This is a genomic window from Sporosarcina luteola (genome assembly GCF_007991495.1).
GTDB classification, from domain to species: Bacteria; Bacillota; Bacilli; order Bacillales_A; family Planococcaceae; genus Sporosarcina; species Sporosarcina luteola.
Genome location: NZ_BJYL01000053.1, coordinates 1 through 16,910, shown reverse-complemented (window position 1 = coordinate 16,910; position 16,910 = coordinate 1). Strand labels below are relative to the sequence as shown.

General features: G+C 42.8%; 15 protein-coding genes. 6 read left to right on the top strand and 9 right to left on the bottom strand.

Annotated elements, in window-relative coordinates; all coding sequences use genetic code 11:
• Positions 1–63: 63 nt before the first annotated feature.
• Positions 64–762 (bottom strand): RluA family pseudouridine synthase, encoded by a 699-nt coding sequence (locus SLU01_RS16180; protein ID WP_147060255.1) that lies wholly within the window; start codon positions 760–762, stop codon positions 64–66.
• 162 nt (positions 763–924) lie between these two features.
• On the bottom strand, positions 925–1,758 hold the full coding sequence (locus SLU01_RS16175; RefSeq protein ID WP_147060253.1) for a glycerophosphodiester phosphodiesterase: 834 nt from the start codon (positions 1,756–1,758) through the stop codon (positions 925–927).
• 365 nt (positions 1,759–2,123) lie between these two features.
• Between SLU01_RS16175 and SLU01_RS16170 the strand changes: the two genes are divergently transcribed.
• From SLU01_RS16170 to SLU01_RS16160, 3 genes are all read left to right on the top strand, one after another.
• Positions 2,124–3,293: a hypothetical protein gene (locus tag SLU01_RS16170; RefSeq protein ID WP_147060251.1), complete on the top strand. Its 1,170-nt coding sequence runs from the start codon at positions 2,124–2,126 to the stop codon at positions 3,291–3,293.
• A 16-nt stretch (positions 3,294–3,309) separates the two neighbouring features.
• The gene (locus tag SLU01_RS16165; protein ID WP_147060249.1) at positions 3,310–4,554 is read left to right on the top strand and encodes a metal-dependent hydrolase family protein; all 1,245 of its coding nucleotides are present in this window, start codon (positions 3,310–3,312) and stop codon (positions 4,552–4,554) included.
• 103 nt (positions 4,555–4,657) lie between these two features.
• Complete coding sequence (locus SLU01_RS16160; RefSeq protein ID WP_147060247.1) at positions 4,658–5,401, top strand: arylamine N-acetyltransferase family protein; 744 nt, start codon at positions 4,658–4,660, stop codon at positions 5,399–5,401.
• A gap of 28 nt (positions 5,402–5,429) precedes the next feature.
• Here the strand turns inward: SLU01_RS16160 and SLU01_RS16155 are convergent, their stop codons facing one another.
• Both SLU01_RS16155 and SLU01_RS18385 read right to left on the bottom strand, forming a co-directional pair.
• Complete coding sequence (locus tag SLU01_RS16155; protein ID WP_147060245.1) at positions 5,430–6,284, bottom strand: STAS domain-containing protein; 855 nt, start codon at positions 6,282–6,284, stop codon at positions 5,430–5,432.
• A gap of 85 nt (positions 6,285–6,369) precedes the next feature.
• Positions 6,370–7,164, bottom strand: a complete 795-nt coding sequence (locus SLU01_RS18385; protein ID WP_147060284.1) for a 3D domain-containing protein — start codon at positions 7,162–7,164, stop codon at positions 6,370–6,372.
• Between the two features lie 237 nt (positions 7,165–7,401).
• On the opposite strand from SLU01_RS18385, the gene yxzF reads away from it, so the two are divergent.
• From yxzF to SLU01_RS16140, 3 genes are all read left to right on the top strand, one after another.
• A complete protein-coding gene (gene yxzF, locus SLU01_RS18480; protein WP_373866426.1) occupies positions 7,402–7,515 on the top strand; it encodes a small protein YxzF in 114 nt (37 codons plus the stop codon).
• A gap of 70 nt (positions 7,516–7,585) precedes the next feature.
• The gene (locus SLU01_RS16145; protein WP_147060243.1) at positions 7,586–7,786 is read left to right on the top strand and encodes a YczO family protein; all 201 of its coding nucleotides are present in this window, start codon (positions 7,586–7,588) and stop codon (positions 7,784–7,786) included.
• Between the two features lie 535 nt (positions 7,787–8,321).
• A complete protein-coding gene (locus tag SLU01_RS16140) occupies positions 8,322–12,797 on the top strand; it encodes a S8 family peptidase (protein ID WP_147060241.1) in 4,476 nt (1,491 codons plus the stop codon).
• Positions 12,798–12,982: 185 nt separating this feature from the next.
• Here SLU01_RS16140 and SLU01_RS16135 read toward each other — a convergent pair whose 3' ends face one another.
• From SLU01_RS16135 to SLU01_RS16115, 5 genes are all read right to left on the bottom strand, one after another.
• A complete protein-coding gene (locus tag SLU01_RS16135; protein WP_147060239.1) occupies positions 12,983–13,585 on the bottom strand; it encodes a response regulator transcription factor in 603 nt (200 codons plus the stop codon).
• Positions 13,582–14,700 carry an ATP-binding protein gene (locus SLU01_RS16130; protein ID WP_147060237.1) on the bottom strand — a complete coding sequence of 373 codons (1,119 nt, stop codon included), beginning with the start codon at positions 14,698–14,700 and terminating at the stop codon, positions 13,582–13,584. The genes SLU01_RS16135 and SLU01_RS16130 overlap by 4 nt, the downstream gene beginning before the upstream one ends.
• A 2-nt stretch (positions 14,701–14,702) precedes the next feature.
• Positions 14,703–15,440: an ABC transporter permease gene (locus tag SLU01_RS16125; RefSeq protein WP_147060235.1), complete on the bottom strand. Its 738-nt coding sequence runs from the start codon at positions 15,438–15,440 to the stop codon at positions 14,703–14,705.
• Positions 15,441–16,340 (bottom strand): ABC transporter ATP-binding protein, encoded by a 900-nt coding sequence (locus SLU01_RS16120; RefSeq protein ID WP_147060233.1) that lies wholly within the window; start codon positions 16,338–16,340, stop codon positions 15,441–15,443.
• Between the two features lie 31 nt (positions 16,341–16,371).
• Positions 16,372–16,910: DUF6609 family protein (locus tag SLU01_RS16115; protein ID WP_218029712.1), on the bottom strand; the 539-nt coding region annotated here is incomplete at its 5' end.

Here is a 16,910-nt window from a genome sequence, read left to right as displayed (position 1 = left end):
CTCATTCTAAGTGTAGGGGTCCTGAATTTCGATGTCAATAAACCCGATGGCCTGCTTCGCCAATTATCGCACCGTCGTAGCTTCCATATTTCTGTGTTCCCAAATATGCCATGGGTGCATTAACGGTGGAATCGATTCAAACTTCATCCGTTTCTTCGTAGTAGGATGAGGAAATTCAAGCGTGTGTGCCCAAAGAGCAATTTGCTGCCCCGGCTTATTCACATGTTCACCATATTTTTGATCGCCGTACAGCGGGGCACCTACAGTGGATAATTGAACGCGTATTTGATGAGACCTTCCCGTATGTAAACGGATGGACAATAGACTTAAGCCGTCTTTCCTTTCCAACGTTTCATAATGAAGGATCGCTTTTTTTGCATTTGGATGATCACGTTTAACAGCGTGTACTTTATTCTTTTTTGTATCTTTCCATAAATGATGTTCCAATATACCATGGTTATCTAATGTGCCACGCACAACAGCAAGATAGGTGCGCTCCATTTCCCTTTTTCTCAACACATCCGACAGTCGGGATGCCGCCTTCGATGTTTTTGCAAATACTAAAACGCCCCCAACGGGACGGTCAAGCCGATGGACAAGACCTAAATAGACATTTCCAGGCTTTTGATAACGTTTTTTCAAATCCTCTTTCAATAAGGTAAGCAGATCAGCATCCCCGCTTTCATCTGCTTGCACGGGCAAATTGACAGGCTTTTCTACGACAAGCAAATGATTATCTTCATATAAAATGTGTATGATCATCTTTCACTGCCCCCTTCGCCAAAAGTGCAGGGCAAATTTCCCTATTCATGTTGTCATTTTTCATCATAAATCTCCTCCAATCCTTCTATCATACTATAAAACATTCACTCCATTAAGCATAAAAAAACCGGGTAGAATTGCTCCCGGTTTTTGCTGCTTCTCTTATTCTTGTACGAGGTAAATCGGTTCGTCAATCGGCCATTTGGTGAAGTCAGATATAATTCCATCTACTCCGTACTTTTGCGCTTTGGCAACTAATTTCTTATCCTTTTTTGACCAGACAAACACTTTCCCGCCACGCTCATGTACTTTATCTACCATCCGCTTATTTAAAAAGGAGACATTGAAATTGATATAGGATGCAAATGAAGTAAGCTCATCTAATTTTTTCGCTGATAAGATTGATTCGGATGGATGTACAAGCACTGCCACTTCCAACTCAGGCAGCATCGTATGTATTTTCTTCATAGAGTCAACGTCAAATGACTGAATGATGATAGAGCTTAAATCTTCATAGTTCTTTAATAATGAAACGACACGCTCTTCAATCCCAGGATAATTTTCCGGATACTTCAATTCAATCAATAAACCAATTTGCTCATAAAATTCATCCAATAACTCGTTGAGCGTCATGATTTGCTCGCCTTGGAACTCTTCGCTAAAAGAACTCCCCGCATCCAACTCTCTCAGTTCTGCCAATGTATAGTCCTTTATGAATCCGCTTCCACTCGTTGTACGGTCAATTTTTTCATCATGCATAATAATGAGCTCTCCATCTTTTGAAAGGTGGATGTCGCACTCCAAATAGTCTGCCTGCAGTTCCACTCCTTTAGAAAAAGCTGAACGGGTATTTTCTGGCGCAAAACCGGATGCACCCCTATGAGCAATACTGACCATATCTGGATTATGCACTCTCTTTGTTTGATCATTATAGCCGACAAGCATCAGCAAACATGCCCCCACCATCATAATCCAAACAATATTAAACTTTCTCATATGAATACCCCGCTTCTCTCATCGGAATGTAATCCGAATTATCTTTAAATTATAATAACATATTTTATTAGTCTTGAATACCCTTATATTCTATATAAGCTATAAGTATTACAGAATCGACACTATTTCTTTTACTAAAAGTCACAGACGGCTATTCAATTCTTTAAAGCAATCAAATTTTAAAAATAAATGAATGCTTTTAGTAAAGGGAATGAATACGCTTTCATAATAAATAAATATTATAAATCGTCAAAATACTATTTACAAAACATTTTTCCACTGATATATTGGATATCACTTAAGACGGCCAAGTAACTAATTGGCTTGTCAGAAGATTATTAAACAGCAGCTTAGGGGGAGTCATCATGTTAAGTAATCCTGTTATCGCAACAACCTGCGTCTTTGCATTAATCGCTTTAGGTGAGTGGCTGTCCATTATTACAAGGGCAAGAATTCCAATGCTGCTCACTGCGATGGTAGGATTTCTTTTCCTCGTTTGGACAGGTATTTTTCCGAAAGATATTTTGGATAAGTCTACTTTCCCTGCCCTCGGCGCCATTTTGATTGGCCCTGCCATCTTGCATATGGGGACGATGATCCCCTTTTCATTGCTCAAGAGTCAGTACAAAGCCGTCATTATCGCTTTGGGCGGCGTCATTTTCTCAGGGATCCTCATTTTGTTGATCATTCCACTGATATTTGATTATCCAACGGCAGTAGCGGGAGTTGGTCCGATTAGTGGCGGTATCATTGCTTTGATCATCACTTCGGATAAGCTTGCTGAAATCGGGCTCACTAGTCTGATTATTATCCCTGCTTTAATCGTCGCCTTCCAAGGAGTACTGGGAATGCCTTTGGCAATGAATTTCATGAGAAAGTACGCAGTAAAAATCCAAAATGATTTGGATAACGGTTCTTTTATCCCGATGGTATCTGAAGAGGAAACGTTGAAGGCTGAACAAAAGGATAAGAAACAAGGTCCCTTTAAATCCAGTACGACACTGAAATTATTTTACGTCTTTGTTGGAGCCTCTATAGGGGTAGCACTTGGAACGGTGACGCCTATCCACTATACCCTTTGGTGTCTCGCTATCGGGGTTGTCGGTTTGAAACTCGGTATTTTCGAACCGAAAACGCTCGAAAAGGCCAACTCTTTCACAATTACGATGATCGGTATCATCTTTGTCGTTATTGGATCGATGGCTGGCGTCACACCTTCCCAAGTAATTAGCAACTTGCCGAGCATTATCCTTATCCTCGTCATAGGAACAGTTGGTATTTCCATCGGCGGCTTCCTCATGTCGAAACTTGTCAAATGGCACCCGTATAAAGGGATGCCTGTCGCATTGACCGCTTTATTCGGTTTTCCAGGTGATTATATACTATGTGACGAAGTAAGCCGGAGTATTGCACGGAATGAAAAGGAAGCAAAAATCATATTTAATGAGTTATTAGCACCGATGCTGATTGGCGGCTTCACGACGGTTACAGTCGCATCGGTCGTTATTGCAGGAATTTTAGTACAAACTTTATAATTTTGGAGGGTTTCTAATGACAAAAACAATTGTGAAAAACGGATTGCTAATTGATGGGAATGGCGGAGAACCTAAAGACGGTCAAATTATCGTAGTTGAAGGAGAGCGCATCGTATATATCGGCGACGAAGCGAGCTATACTGCATCTGGCGATGAAACAATCATCGACGCGGCTGGAGGGACGATTCTTCCTGGCTTTATTGACACACACGTCCATATGATGATGGAGTTCTCACCAGTTCAAGAACGATTGGCAACACCTTTTTCATTCATGTACTATAAAGCGGCCCAATATTTGAAAACAACGTTGGAAGCTGGCATCACTTCTGTAAGGGACGCTCTTGGTACGGATTTAGGTGTTAAGAAGGCTGTAGAGGATGGACTCATTCCAGGTCCCCGCATGCAGCTAAGCATCAACGCATTAACGATTACAGGCGGACATGGAGACGGCTATACGGTTTCCGGAAATGTACTGGACATTTTGCCCTCCCCATATCCAGGCATGCCGAATGGCGTTTGTGACGGAATCGAGGAAGTGCGTAAGAAAACTCGTGAAATGTTGCGTGCTGGTGCAGAAGTAATCAAAGTACATGCAACAGGCGGCGTATTAAGCGCAACCGACCATCCGGAATTCACTCAATTTTCATTGGAAGAATTGAAGGTCATTGTCGAAGAAGGACGTTTCCGGAAAGGCGTCAAAGTAATGGCGCACGCCCAAGGTGCCGAAGGGATTAAGAATGCAGTCCGTGCAGGAGTACACTCCATCGAACACGGTATTTTCATTGACGATGAAGCAATTGAACTGATGTTGGAAAATGGAACATTCCTCGTTCCAACACTTTTAGCTCCAGTAGCCGTTTTGGAAACAGCGGCTGAAACCGGGATGCCGGATACAGCGGTCCAAAAATCGAAAGAAGTCATTCATCATCATATAGAAAGCTTCGCCAAAGCCCATAAGGCAGGCGTTAAAATCGCAATGGGAACTGATGCCGGGGTCATGAAACACGGAACAAACCTCCGCGAATTAGGTTTAATGGCGGATGCCGGAATGACGCCGATGGAAGCAATCATCGCTTCGACAAAGACAGCCGCAGAATGTTTAGGATGGGAACAGCAAGTAGGAACGCTCGAAACTGGAAAACTTGCAGATATTATTGTTGTGAAAGGTAATCCGTTAGAAGACATCCACTCCTTAGCCGAGAATAGCAATATCCAAGTTGTTATCAAAGGCGGGAAAGTAGAAAAAGATCTATTCGTATAATGAAAACAAAACGGCCATTGCAGACATTTTTGTCTATGCAATGGCCGTTCTTTATTTCTATCTTTCATGATACCCTTATACTAAAGATAAGGAGGCTGATAGCATGAATGTCAATAACTACCTTGACCGATTTAATGCAACACATTTAAAAACTAAATCACTAAAGCATTTAACAGAGCTGCAATTTTTACATATGACTGAAGTTCCGTTCGAGAATCTTGACGTCATCCGCAGGAAACCCATTTACTTAAATTTAAATTTGATATACGAAAAAATTGTTCATCGCCATCGAGGCGGTTACTGCTATGAACTCAACGGGTTATTCCATTGGCTATTAAATGAGCTTGGATACGACGCTTCCCTCGTTGCCGCCACCGTACTAAGACCGAATGGACAATGGGCAAAGCCAGATACACACGCAGCCATTATCGTACAACTGGAACAGCCGTATCTCGTCGATGTCGGTTTTGGGGATTCTACGGTACTGCCGATTCCCTTGAATAGCGAATCGCAAACAGACCCAAGCGGAACATATTTTACAAAACAATCCGAAACGGGATACTTCGATCTTATGAGAAGCAGGAATGGAGAAACTCGACCACTTTACAGATTCACGACGTCGCCAAAGCAGCTTGTGGATTTCCACGAAGGCTGCGTGTTCAATCAAGTATCCCCCGATTCAACGTTTACGCATGTCGACATCATTACAAAAGCAACGCCTGCCGGACGAATCACTTTGCGCGATCAGGAACTCACGATCATTGAAAACGGGAAAAAAACGACTAAAATGCTTTCATCTAGCGAAAAAGAGGAATATTTCGTGAACGCATTCGCAATTGAATTTTAAAGAAAAGCATCCGGCAAAACGCCGGATGCTATTTTAGTATGACATTATTGAAACTATTCACAAGCGCAAGTTGTAATGAACTATACGTATTAATCTTCGTGAAATCCAATCCCAATTGAACTGAAGTTTGTGCAATTTCAGGACGAATCCCTGTCATCGTTGACTTGATTCCAAGTAAATCAAGTATTTGCATAAGCTGATAAAGATGGTTAGCAACCATCGTATCAATGACTGAAACCCCGGACAGGTCGATAAATAAATGATCTACATCAAGTTCAACACATTTGTTAGGAACGTAATCCATAATCGACTGGGCCCTCATCGTATCAACGTCTCCAATGATCGGCAACACACCAATCATTGCATTAATTTTAATGATAGGAGCATTCAGTTCTTCGATTAGACTTAGTTGGGCATTTAGCCGACGGTTCATCAATTCATCATATCTTTTAGAAAACTCCACCATCAACTCGTCGAACGCCTTATGGAGAGCGATTCCCCACTCCATAATATCCGTCCGAAGAACAGCATCACCTTCTCGATCAACGAATCGTTTGACAAACTCCCAATGCGTACACCTTACCTTGCCTAGCGCTTCTAACACTTCAAAAATTGGTGTGTTGCTTTTGACCCGACTCTCTGCAACAACCAGTGCCCAGTTTTTCTTGTTTTCCTGAAATATGGTGCAATCCTGCAACAAACTGCTTGCTACCGTCAAGTTGGTTAATCGGTTTTGTTCACGCAATATCGTTTCTGCTTGGTCACCGGCATCTTTAGAATATATGGAACCATCCGCCTCTTTACGGTGTGTTAACCAGTCTTCAGTGATGGCGTCTGCGTTTTCAATCAAAAAGTCGAATAGTTTCTGATTCATCTCTCCCATAGTACCCTCCAACAGAATCTCTTTTAAATCAATTGTATCATAAAAAAAGAGATGCGCATCAGGAATACCCCCAATGCGCACCTCTTTAATTTAATACTTTAATCTTTACTTTCTTAACTCCCCATGCCATCGCGTTATCATAGGATGGTATGAAAACATCGATTTTATGGCCTTTTATCGCCCCGCCTGTGTCTCCTGCAATTGCTTCACCATAGCCTTCTACCCACACTTTCGTTCCAAGGGGAATGATTGCCGGGTCAACTGCAATCACTTTCTGATCTGGGTTTGATCGTAAATCGATTCCATAGGCTGTTGTTCCTGAACAACCGGTACAGTATGCCGTATAAGCTGTTGCTGTTACATACATTTCCGTTCCTTCATTAGCTGGTGGTGTTGCGATTGAAGATTGAAATACAGTTTCCGTTGGGGGATCCTTTGGTACGGTTTCAGGTGTGAGTGCCGCAACCGTAACTGGCTCGCTCATCACTGCATTTTGATCCACCTCATCACCACTTACTGTCAAGACCTCACCTGGGTGGATCAAATCACCTTCCAGCTCATTCAAACTTTTAAGTTGCAGTAACGAGAGTCCGTGATTGACTGCAATTCGGAATAGATTGTCCCCCTCCATTACGACATACGTCTCAGGCACGTCTTGTAAATATTCCAATGGCGGATAAATATGTGGGATGCTACCATTCAATACCTCCATAAAAGGAAAGGGTACATCATTCATGATTGTCTCGAAATCTGCGACAGAAAATTGAGTTTCATTAACATCACTTAATTCCCCTCCCTGTTCTGCAGAGTTGTAAATACCGGCTTCAGCTATGACACTATAAGAAAATGTCAAGATGGCTGTTATAACAATTACTTTCATTTTTCTCAAAAAGGTTTGCTCCTCTCTTACAATTTCCTCCAGTACTGTCCAAAAACTTTTAAAATCAAACATACTTTTAAAAAAAGAAGACAGTAGTATGACAATCACGAAGTTGTTTCTCAATTTCAGACAGTCATAGAAGAAATTCGTTTTGTTTACTTTTCCGCAAGAAAGGGCAAATTACTATATACAGATTTCCGTGACAAATTTGTTCAAATCGATAGGGGAGCGAGCAAAATGAAAATAGGTAAACTCATCAAAACAGCTATTAAATGGGCTCCGGTCGTATACCCGATTGTACGAAAAGTACTTGCCAAGGAAAAAACGTCTACATCGCTGCGCAGACGCTGATTGATAACTTGTGCATACATTAAATGTTCTTGCCAATCCTATAAGTAAGCAATTAAAGGAGGCAAGGACAATGACAAAAGAAGATCAATCAACAACAGATGAGAATCGTGACAATATCCAATTTCAATACTTGGTACACCCTGAAGGGATTCCTTCAAACCAAGTAAGTCTATTTGATATGCACGAGGACATGCAGACTGTCGACACAATCAACTTGGACGACATGAAAGAGGATCTGCGGAAAGAAAGAATTCATAAGAATCCTCGATAATCAAATGCAAAAGAAGCTGGTGTAGACCGGCTTCTTTTATTTTCTCTCGCCTCCCACGACTTGGGAAAATTTCTCACATCATTTTCCCCAGTTTTTTCCGTTAATTAGCATATAGAATAATACCCATTATTATAGCTTTATTTAAAAATAATAAAGTTGTTTTCCCTTGACATAGGGACTTCCTCTCATTTTCATCTAAGACATTACCTTCCCTAAAAAATCCGGCCCTCTCAAAACCCCAATAAACACTTTACCTACAACACTAAAACATAATTGTTGACTTTTTTCAGAGTCTCTTAATCCATGCTAAAACTACTCATTCTTTTTCACTCACCTAGTTACTTACTATTATTTTATGAGTAGTCCTATAATTTAATCTTTTAAAAATACTTGATATATGTATAATTACAGGTAGACAGCTAGATACGGATTATCCGACACCATTGGGCACCTGCACGATTACGAGAAAGGGGGGCAAAGGGTGTTTTTTTGTTTGTCGAAGCAACAGCAACGGTTTTCATACTAAAAAGGAGGAATGGATTTGAGGAAACGTAGGCAGATGAAATTGATCAGTATTGCAGCAACATTTCTAATGGTGTTTTCATTGATAACACCTGCGTTAGCAGCCAGCACAGAACTGAACAAGAAGCCACATCAGTCATTGAGAGACTCAAGTGAGATTGCAAATGAAAAAGTCAGCAATCGGTTACTTGAAAATTTCAAAGATGAAAACATGGTCACTTTCCTAGTTAAGTTCAAAGAACAGGCCGACACAGAGCAAGTTGCAGCGCAGGCTAAGCAACAAGCAAGCCAGGCGAACCTTACTGGAAAACAGTCGATCATGATGACTAGGTCAGCTGTTGTTTCCGAGTTAAGATTGACTTCCCTGGAATCACAACAAAACGTGCAACAGTATCTTGAACAACAAGTGAAGGCAGGAAATGCCAAGGACGTAACTTCTTACTATATCGTCAACGGTATGGCTGTTACTGCTACAAAGGAAGTAGCGAAAGCAATTGCGACATTCGGAGAAGTTGAAAAAGTCTTGCCGAATGAAACACGCCAATTGCAAACGACAACAATCGAAAAAGCAGAAGCTCCAAAATCCCAAATCGCCAATGTCGAATGGAATATCGAGCGTGTAAATGCACCTCAAGTTTGGGATATGGGAATCGATGGATCAGGAACAGTTGTTGCAAGCATCGATACTGGTACTCAATGGGACCATCCTGCATTGAAGGACAAATACCGTGGGTACAACTCAGCTACCGGTGATGTGAACCATGATTATAACTGGTTCGATGCAACTGCCGGAAGAACAACTCCGTACGATGATCTCGGCCACGGTACACATGTAACTGGCACAATGGTTGGAAGTGAACCGAATGGAAACAATCAGATCGGTGTCGCTCCCGGCGCAAAATGGATTTCGGTGAAAGCATTCACTGCGAGCGGCGGATCAGATCGTGATTTATTGGCCGCAGCGCAATGGATTCTTGCCCCGACTGATGCAAATGGAAATGCGCGTGTCGATTTAGCTCCAGATGTTGTCAATAACTCATGGGGTGGCGGCGCAGGACTTGATGAATGGTACTTGGATGTTGTAAGAAACTGGCGCGCAGCAGAAATCTTCCCAGAGTTTTCTGCCGGTAACACGACACTTACAAACCCTGGTGGTCCCGGATCGGTTGCAGCACCCGCCAACTACCCGGAATCTTTTGCAACAGGCGCTACAGACATCAATGACAAAGTCGCTGGATTCTCGCTTCGCGGTCCATCTCCATACGACAAAGTGAAGCCTGATATTTCTGCACCGGGAGTTAACATCCGTTCTTCCGTGCCAGGCAGTGCCTATGAAGGCGGTTGGAATGGTACGTCCATGGCTGGTCCTGCGGTATCCGGGGTAGCCGCGCTATTGCGCCAAGTGAACGCCACGATTACCGTCGAGGAGATGGAACAAGTTTTATTAACAACTGCAAAGACTTTGACAGACAGTGAATACCCGACTTCCCCTAACCACGGATATGGCCATGGGCTTGTAGATGCATACGCTGCAGTATCTTCTATCGAAAGCGGCCTCGGTAAACTGGAAGGGCAAGTAACGAAGCAAGGAGATGATAATGTACCTCCTTCTTTCGAGCATTCAGCTCCAGTGGAAACATATGCCGGAATGGATTTGGATCTGCGCATTCACGTAACGGATAATATCAGCATTTCCTCTGTGCAATTACAATATGTAAATGCAGACGGCCAGTGGACTTCGTTGAATGCTGAACGCAAGTCTGGTGATTATCTGTCAGGAGAGTATGGCATCAAAATTCCTGGAGACGACATCACAGGAGAGGAATTCATTTACAAGTGGGTAATCAATGACTTCGGCAACAACGAAGTGACGAGCGAAGAATATACAGTCCTTGTCAAAGCAGGAATTAGTGTCGGCTATTTCGAAGATTTCGAGCAGACACCAATTGGTTGGACTTCCTTCGGGAATAACAACAGCTGGGATTGGGGCAAACCTACGTCCGGACCTGGTCATGCAGTTTCTGGAGAAAATGTCTATGCCACGAATTTATCCGGAATGTACGACAGCAACATGAACGCCACTCTTGTTATGCCTCCTATCGATTTACCGGAGGGCGATTCATATTTACAGTTCAGCCAATGGCATAATTTCGAGCAATCCACTTCAGGAAGAGCTTGGGATTATGGACATGTGTTCATATCAACGGATATGGAAGAATGGACACAGTTACTCATGATTCAAGGAGCATCAGAAGGCTGGATTGACGCGGAAGTGGATCTGTCTGAGTATAGCGGACAACGTGTCTATATCGGTTTCAATGCTTTCTCTGATGGAAGTGTGACGAGAGAAGGATGGTATATTGACGACGTCGCGTTAAGCGATCAATCACAAACCGACTCGATTTCACTCACTCCTCGAAATAACACTTTTGAAAATGCTCAAACGAACGGTCTTGGTGTAAAACCTGCTAAGGACGGAAAGTTCGACAACATTATCGAAAAAGGCAAAGATGCACTTGAAACACCAGTAGATCCTAAGACGATCAGACCTGTAATGCCGAAAGAAGAAGAGGCAGCACCGCCTGTAGAAGAAGGCAAAGCAGCACCGGTTCTTCTCCCATTAGGTGCACAAGTCAATATTTTGGAAACGAATCGTTCTGTCTATACGAACCCTGCAAACGGGTCCTACACGATGACACATGGTGCAGGAACATTTACTGCGAAAGCGGAGGCGTATGGATACCAATCCGAAACACAATCCGTAACAATCACAGCGGATGAAACAACTAAGGCTAATTTCACATTGGAAGAAATGCCACAAGCGACTATAAGCGGGACTGTGACAGACCAAACGACAGGTGAACCGATCGCAGATGCGACATTGCTTCTTATCGAAGATGCAAATATTACACCTGTTGAAACTGACGCATCCGGGCAATATGCACTTACTGCTTACGTTGGCGATTATACGTTAAAAGTAGTTGCACGAGGGTATTACGGCCAAGAAGCGATGATCAGCATTGGCGATCAAACAGCACATGACTTCGCACTTGAACCGTTCTTCACCTACCCTGGCGGCGAAATTGGATACGATGATGGCACAGCTGAAAACGCACGTGCATTTTATGACGCTGGCAACGGATGGGGCGTTAAAATGTCTCTTCCTGAAGGCAATGATTCAGGAATCGTAACAGAAGGTGTATTCCGTTTCTGGGATACTGAATGGCCAGTCCCGGGCGGCACTGAATTTGCAGTTGAAGTTTGGGATGCAACAGGCGCTGACGGAACTCCTGGACAAAAAATCGCAGGACCGATCGATGCCCAAGCGAAACGGAATGGAGAATGGACAGTCGTTGATTTAACTGAAGAAAATATCGTCGTGAACGGCGACTTCTACATGGTGTATATCCAATCGGTTGCAAATCCTTATGCACCGGGCCTCGGAACGGATGAGGATGGACCGAACGCCGGAAGAAGTTATCAGTTTGTCAGCGGTGCTTGGTCACCTGCACCTGCTGAAGAAGGAAACTATATGATTCGGGCAAACGTGGACTTCGAAGTGTTTGAACCTGTCATTACTTCTCCTGAAGAGAATATCGTTACAAATGAAGAAAACATTGTTATCGAAGGGTCTGCACCTCCGACAACGACAATCTCACTGCACAACAACGGCGAGGAAGTCGATTCTGTAGTTATCGGGGCTGATGGCAAATTCGCATTCGATACAGTCCTAACTGAAGGCGAAAACGAATTTACCGCTGTTGCTTCCTTGGATGGCCGCACAACAGGTACTTCAAATGCTGTAACAGTAACATTGGATACGATGAAACCGGAATTGACGATTACAAACCCGAAAGACGGCGAAACGACTAATCGTGAAACCGTAACAGTGGAAGGTACAGTCTTTGACGCCTATCTCAAGTCGGTGACAGTAAATGGCCAACAAGCCGACGTTACCGAAGATGGCAACTTCTCTAAGCGGGTTCTATTAGACAATGGTGTTAATGAAATTACAGTCGTTGCTACGGATGCTGCAGGGAACGAAGAGACTCAGTCTGTTACAGTTACTGCACAATATACAGCACCGGAAATCACGAATTTGACACCGACAGAGGATGTCTATTTAATGACAGGAAAATCCGTCAAATTAGAGTTTGACAGCGCCCCTGGATTGAAGGCATCGTATATCATCCACATGCCACTTACAAATGTAGGAGACAAGGATGTAACGAATGCAACAGAATTGCCAATGCGCGAAGAGTCGCCTGGACATTACGTCGGATACTGGACAGTTCCGTTAGGCGTCACTGCTGACGGTGCTCGTGTCGAAGTGAAAGTCGTCGATGGCTATGGCAATGAAAAGAGGAAACTCGCGGACGGAAAACTGTTCATTAATCTCGGCCAAGTGAATGAAGTTGAAGAAGCCGATGAAGGAACAGTTGAAGACGACGAGGCTGAAGAAGCACTCGAGACGGTCGACAGCAAGTAAATTGAATAAAGCCGCGGCTCATCGAATGTTCGATGAATGCCGCGGCTTATTATTTATCGATTAAATATGGCGTTTTAACTATTGAATCAAAGGATATATCCATCGAATAAAGAAAGATATCTATTGAATCCTGTAAGTTATCACCATTTCATTACCTTATGCCTACAATATCACCACGGAGATATTCAAATCCATCCTTTCTCACGACAAATGGATATCGCCTCTACTTTGTTTTTCCCTTCGACTTTCTGCAATATTTCAGACATGTAATTACGGACAGTTCCCGGCGATAAAAAGAGTTCTGCCCCGATCTCCTTCGCTGTTTTCCCATCCGCTGACAACTTCAGTACTTCCCTTTCCCTCTCGGTCAACGGATTATCCTCATGATAGGAATTCATAATCAGCTCAGCTGCAAACTCCCTCTTGCCTTGCATGACGCTCCGGATCGCAGACGCCAAATCATCGATCGACCCATCTTTCAACAGATAACCATGCACTTTTGCCTTAATCGCTCTTTCGAAATAGCCTGGCCTCGCAAATGTCGTCAAAATGATCACTTTGCAAGAAGATCCGCATTTCTGTAATTCATCTGCAACCTCAAGTCCACTTTTCAGTGGCATTTCAATATCCAATATGCAAATATCTGGACGCAAATCCTGCACAAGATGTAATGCCTGCTCTCCATTTTCGGCTTGACCTACCACGCTTATATCTTCCTCAAAACTAAGGAGAGTTCCTAAAGCTCCCCTTAAAATACGTTGATCTTCAGCAATGACAATCCGGATCATAAGGCACCCACCCCTTCCTTTGTCTTCACAACAATCGGGATTGAAATTGTAATAGCCGTACCCATTTCGGTCTTTACTTTCATATCCCCTTCAATTAACGAAAGTCGCTCCGCCATCCCTTTTAGTCCATTGCCCCACTGACGGTTTGCCATTCCAATTCCATCATCCTGGATACATATCGTAAGTCCACTTGAATTCTGATCGACAGTTACCGAGCATTTAGAAGCTTTACTATGCTTCACGATATTCGTCGAGGCCTCACGTAAACAAAGTCCCGCTATATTTTGCTGAAGCGGTGAAAGTTCCGTTGCCATTTCAGGAACATTGCAATGAAATTCGATATTGCCTGCCATCAAAATTTGTTCCATATGGGCAAGTTCCTCTTCGATTGTGCTGACACGCATATCCGACACGAGTTCCCGCACCTGTTGAAGGGCAGACCTGGAAGTTTGTTCAATCCCCTTCGCCTCTGTCCTTACCTTGTCGGGATGATCGGCGATCCGTTGAATCACTTGACTTTGTAATGTGATCAGCGATAGCGTATGTCCCAACGTATCATGTAAATCACGTGCTATCCGTACCCTTTCTTCTTGCTTAATAAGTGTCTTAATCTGTTCATTCGCTTCATTCAACTGATTTTTCAATTCCACTTGTTCATGCATATTTCTAATGCCATATGGTGATAGAACCATCACGACAGCAAAAGGCAGAGTAAAAGCTAAATTTGCGAAGCCATAATAGACCCCAATCCAACCTGTACATAACATCATAATGACTGTAAATAAGATCAGTGTCTGATGAAATCTCTTTTTGTCGTCAATCCAGCCGATAAAATACGATGTGTAAAATCCTAAAAAAATGCTATAAGGATCATAAAATCCTATAAGGGTCAACGTAACAGCCACTTGAACAGCCACCCATAGGTAAAAAGAGGTTAAACGAATCGGCTGATAGCATTGCCGATAGGAGATGAGAAAAAGCAGTAACAGGCCATAGCCCATTACCGCTTTCACTCCTTCCTCACTACTTATGTTAAACAGCGGCATTAACAGATAGACGAGAAATATATACGGCAAGGCCCCATAGCTCTTAGGAAACAACCTGAAGTTTTTCATGTTTACACCGCTTCCTGCTTTCTTCTAATATAGATTGATAATACCATGAATAAAAGCAGGTAGACTGTTAAAATTGCAATACTTTTGAATTCCGGAAATTGCCCTCGTATGATTCCCCAAGCGCCATTCCCATAATGATATGCCGGCAGCCATGAACCGATCAGTTGAATCGTCTTCGGCAATATTTCCATCGGCATCCATAAGCCGCCTGTAATTGCCAGCGCCAAATAGATGATATTGCTGATGCCCGAAGCGGTATCTACTCGTTTCATCGTACCGACAAGCACGCCAAGCGCAAGGAACGGGAACGAAGCAATCAAAATCCAAGCAGCACTAGAAACCCATTCAACAAATGTCATTGACACACCATTCAGGATGATGCCCGCTATGAATATGACGATAATCGAAAAAACATGTACCGCTGATTGGCCTACCATCTTTGCTATGAAATAGCTTGAACTTGGCAATGGCGTCACTTTAATCCACGTTGTCCACCCTTCGCTGCGCTCCTGCACCACCCGGATGCCTAGCGTCATAATGGCGCTCCCCATCACGCTGAACACTGCAATCGACATTAGAAAATGCTTATTCCATAATTCTTGATCATCCACACCTGTGTCTACGACTTTTGTGAAAATGAAATAAAATATGATGGGCATAAGCAACGACCAAAAGACGAAATAGGGATTACGGAAAATCCGGATCATCTCGATTTTGCATTCATTCAATAGCATTATCATTCAAGAAACCCCCTGTTCGACTGTCAATTGTTCGAAAGCGTCTTCCAGTCTTCCTTTATCAATCGCAATATCCGAGATCGGCATTTCTATTGAAAAGAGGGACGACAATACGCGATCGGTGTCCTCTGTTTGAATGACGATTCTGCCTTTCTCTTCAGAGACATCGGAGATATGTTCCATTGCAAGAAACTGTTCTTTAGGAAAATGTCCATCCATTTTGAACGAAACCGCCTTTTTCAATAGACGTTGCTTAATTGAAGCCGGGCTTCCATCCGCGACTAATTTCCCTTCATTGAATAAAAGGATTCGTGTTGCGACATCGTCCGCCTCTTGCAAATAGTGAGTGGAGAACAAGACCGTTTTTCCTGCGTTTGCATGTTGACGAACCTTTTCCCAAAACTGCTTACGCGCTGTACTATCCATCCCGACAGTCGGTTCGTCAAAAAATACCAAATCAGGATTCCCTGCCATCGCAAGTGCAAAGCTGACACGTCGCTTTTGTCCGCCGGATAACTTATCCGTTCGTCTGTTCAACTCGCTTCCTTGCATACCCGTCAATCGGATCATCTCTTCCATGGATAGTGGTGTCGGATAATAGCTTCTAAAAAGTGCCAGTAATTCTTTCACTTTCAAAGCATCCATAATACTCACTTGCTGCAGCATGACACCAATCCGTTCCCGCACTTTTTGTTCTTGCGGTTTTTGATTAAATAACGATACGGTTCCTGAAGTCGGATGCAATAATCCAAGCATCATCAAGATAGCCGTACTTTTCCCGGCTCCATTTGGGCCGAGGATAGCTACCACTTCCCCAGGTTTGATAGAAAACGAGACGTCCTCAACCGCTCTTTTCCCTTTGAATTCTTTTGTCAGATTGTTAATTTCCACGATTGTTTCCATACGCTCACACTCCCTTAAAATTCCTCATTGCTTAACTATTTAACTGACGTTTCACAAATAGCATTTTGACGCCCACTATGATTTTTATAAGCCCATCAATCACTGCAATTAATAAAAAAGGAACATTGACTAAAAATATACCAACTAGCGAATTTAATGCTGTTAATCCCCCTAATAAAAGCATTAGTTTCCCTTGAGAAAAATAAAAGCCAAAGAAATGAAGACCAATGACGATAAAGATACATAGCCATAATAGCCTTAAATCGTCAAATCCGATCATCCACCCAAATAGTGTGCAAAGAATGATTGTGACTAAAACCGATATATTGTCCATCCTATCTTGAAACTTAGAATTCTTACCATGAGCTAATTTGTTATTTACAAACGGCAATCCAAATATCAAAAAAAAACCAATAAAAAAACCGAACCCTAAGATAAAAGGCTGCACGAATAAATCCCCACCAGCAATCGCAGAAAAAATAATGATAACGCCAATATAAACCAACCATGCCCCTACAGTTCTTTGGGTATTATATTCCCTTTTAACTTTTTTCATTTTCAATCGTTCAC

Bases quoted from the DNA above. Each gene is read 5' to 3' on its own strand.
- yxzF (WP_373866426.1), top strand. From the start codon at position 7,402: ATGAAAATAGGTAAACTCATCAAAACAGCTATTAAATGGGCTCCGGTC.
- SLU01_RS16125 (WP_147060235.1), bottom strand. From the start codon at position 15,440: ATGATAATGCTATTGAATGAATGCAAAATCGAGATGATCCGGATTTTC.
- SLU01_RS16135 (WP_147060239.1), bottom strand. From the start codon at position 13,585: ATGATCCGGATTGTCATTGCTGAAGATCAACGTATTTTAAGGGGAGCT.
- SLU01_RS16145 (WP_147060243.1), top strand. From the start codon at position 7,586: ATGACAAAAGAAGATCAATCAACAACAGATGAGAATCGTGACAATATC.
- SLU01_RS16130 (WP_147060237.1), bottom strand. From the start codon at position 14,700: ATGAAAAACTTCAGGTTGTTTCCTAAGAGCTATGGGGCCTTGCCGTAT.
- SLU01_RS16170 (WP_147060251.1), top strand. From the start codon at position 2,124: ATGTTAAGTAATCCTGTTATCGCAACAACCTGCGTCTTTGCATTAATC.
- SLU01_RS16175 (WP_147060253.1), bottom strand. From the start codon at position 1,758: ATGAGAAAGTTTAATATTGTTTGGATTATGATGGTGGGGGCATGTTTG.
- SLU01_RS16155 (WP_147060245.1), bottom strand. From the start codon at position 6,284: ATGGGAGAGATGAATCAGAAACTATTCGACTTTTTGATTGAAAACGCA.
- SLU01_RS16160 (WP_147060247.1), top strand. From the start codon at position 4,658: ATGAATGTCAATAACTACCTTGACCGATTTAATGCAACACATTTAAAA.
- SLU01_RS16165 (WP_147060249.1), top strand. From the start codon at position 3,310: ATGACAAAAACAATTGTGAAAAACGGATTGCTAATTGATGGGAATGGC.
- SLU01_RS18385 (WP_147060284.1), bottom strand. From the start codon at position 7,164: ATGAAAGTAATTGTTATAACAGCCATCTTGACATTTTCTTATAGTGTC.
- SLU01_RS16120 (WP_147060233.1), bottom strand. From the start codon at position 16,340: ATGGAAACAATCGTGGAAATTAACAATCTGACAAAAGAATTCAAAGGG.
- SLU01_RS16180 (WP_147060255.1), bottom strand. From the start codon at position 762: ATGATCATACACATTTTATATGAAGATAATCATTTGCTTGTCGTAGAA.
- SLU01_RS16140 (WP_147060241.1), top strand. From the start codon at position 8,322: ATGGATTTGAGGAAACGTAGGCAGATGAAATTGATCAGTATTGCAGCA.